Annotated in this window: 3 protein-coding genes; 1 reads left to right on the top strand and 2 read right to left on the bottom strand. The window is 57.9% G+C overall.

Features of this window, described 5'->3' with window-relative positions; all coding sequences use genetic code 11:
- Both CW267_RS29765 and sgrT read right to left on the bottom strand, forming a co-directional pair.
- The coding region (locus CW267_RS29765; protein ID WP_413773667.1) for an MFS transporter at positions 1-400 on the bottom strand (400 nt) is incomplete at its 3' end.
- A gap of 271 nt (positions 401-671) precedes the next feature.
- Positions 672-824 (bottom strand): glucose uptake inhibitor SgrT, encoded by a 153-nt coding sequence (gene sgrT / locus CW267_RS29755; protein WP_012542866.1) that lies wholly within the window; start codon positions 822-824, stop codon positions 672-674.
- Between the two features lie 87 nt (positions 825-911).
- On the opposite strand from sgrT, the gene sgrR reads away from it, so the two are divergent.
- Positions 912-1822 (top strand): HTH-type transcriptional regulator SgrR (gene sgrR / locus CW267_RS29750; RefSeq protein WP_133124767.1); only part of this gene is annotated, 911 nt, incomplete at its 3' end.

Here is a 1822-nt window from a genome sequence, read left to right as displayed (position 1 = left end):
TGTCGGCATACTCCCGGGCCAGGGCGAAGAGCTGCGGCATGGCGGCATTGGCGATGGACGCCAGCATCACCCCGCAGGTAATTAACGTCAGGTAGTGACGGTTGAAGGCAAACAGCAGCGCATTGCCCACCGCCATCAGGCAGCAGAGCATAATTAACCGCCGCCGATCGCCGCGGCTATCAGAGCGCTTAGCCAACGCCAGACTCACCAGGATCCCGGCAATGGCATTTACCGTGTAGAACAGGCCCACCCAGAACGGCTGCGCCCCTACTTCGCGGCTGAGAAACAAACTCAAGGTCGGCGCCTGCAACGCGCCCGCCACGCCCATCATAAAAGCAACCAGCATAAAGGCGGCATACACGCCGTTTAGCCGTCGTCCCATCGTCATCAACCACAGCATGGAATGTCCTTAACACACGCGAAGTAAACGAAAAAAGCCAGCAGAGGATTTCTGCTGGCGGGTGATTCTATACTCTATGGGTTTCATGTTGCAGGACAAAACGGTTAACCGTTTTGCACAGCGCTTGTGCTGGCCCTGAAAGGGTGAGCGTGGCCAGAACGTCAGGCCCTGAGCGCATCGACAGCGAAACGAGCGGTCGCGGCCAACGCCCCTGCAGCGTGAAAAACGACGAGTATAACACCAATACTCAGTCACACATGATGTCTGCAAGTCAATGATCAGAGGCCTTTGACGTCACTCCCCACTGCATCAGTTCTCCCAGGATTTCCTGTTGTCGTCCTGCCATCAGGCGGGCCAGCCAGGACGCATCCTGCGTCGCAGAAAAATAGCGCTGGTAGAACGATTTTGCGGTAGACCTCATCATATTCACCTCCTCGCTTCATCGGGATTCATTATTGGCTTAATATGGGGAGTAATAAATTGCTGAGTTTTGCGCAGGAGTTCCCCTTTTATGTCTTCCAGCCGTCTGCAACAACAGTTCATCCGCTTATGGCAGTGCTGCGACGGCAAGTCGCAGGAGACCACCCTCAACGAGCTGGCGGAAATGCTGAGCTGCTCGCGTCGCCATATGCGCACCCTGCTCAATATGATGGAGTCCCGCGGTTGGCTGGCCTGGGAGGCGGAGGCAGGTCGCGGCAAGCGTTCGCGGCTGACCTTTCTCTATACCGGTCTCGCCCTGCAGCAGCAGCGTGCCGAAGATCTCCTCGAGCAGGATCGCATCGATCAGCTGGTGCAGCTGGTCGGCGATAAGGCCGCCGTCCGCCAGATGCTGATCTCTCATCTTGGACGCAGCTTTCGCCAGGGGCGGCATATCCTGCGCGTGCTCTACTACCGTCCGATGAAGAATTTACTGCCCGGCAGTGCGCTGCGGCGTTCGGAAACGCATATTGCCCGGCAAATTTTCAGCGCCCTGACGCGGGTAAATGAGGAAAATGGGGAACTGGAAGCCGATATTGCCCACCACTGGCAGCAACTGACCCCCACCCACTGGCGCTTTTTCCTCCGTCCCGGCATCCATTTTCACCACGGCCGTGAGCTGGAGATGGCGGATGTGATCGCCTCTCTGCAGCGCAGCAATGCCCTGCCGCTCTATTCACATATCGAACGCATCGAATCGCCCACCGCCTGGACCCTGGATATTCATCTGCGCCAGCCCGACCGCTGGCTGCCCTGGCTGCTGGGTCAGGTGCCGGCGATGGTGCTGCCGCAGGAGTGGCAGACCATGAACCACTTTTCCTCCATGCCGGTCGGCACCGGCCCTTATGCCGTGGTGCGTAACAATCAGAACCAGCTCAAGATCCATGCCTTTGAAGACTATTTTGGCTACCGGGCGCTGATCGATGAGGTGAACGTCTGGGTGCT

The sequence above is a fragment of the Klebsiella sp. X1-16S-Nf21 genome (assembly GCF_002837615.1).
Classification (GTDB): domain Bacteria; phylum Pseudomonadota; class Gammaproteobacteria; order Enterobacterales; family Enterobacteriaceae; genus Klebsiella; species Klebsiella variicola.
The sequence above is the reverse complement of the archived record's forward strand: the minus strand, read 5'-3'. Positions and strand labels throughout refer to the sequence as shown.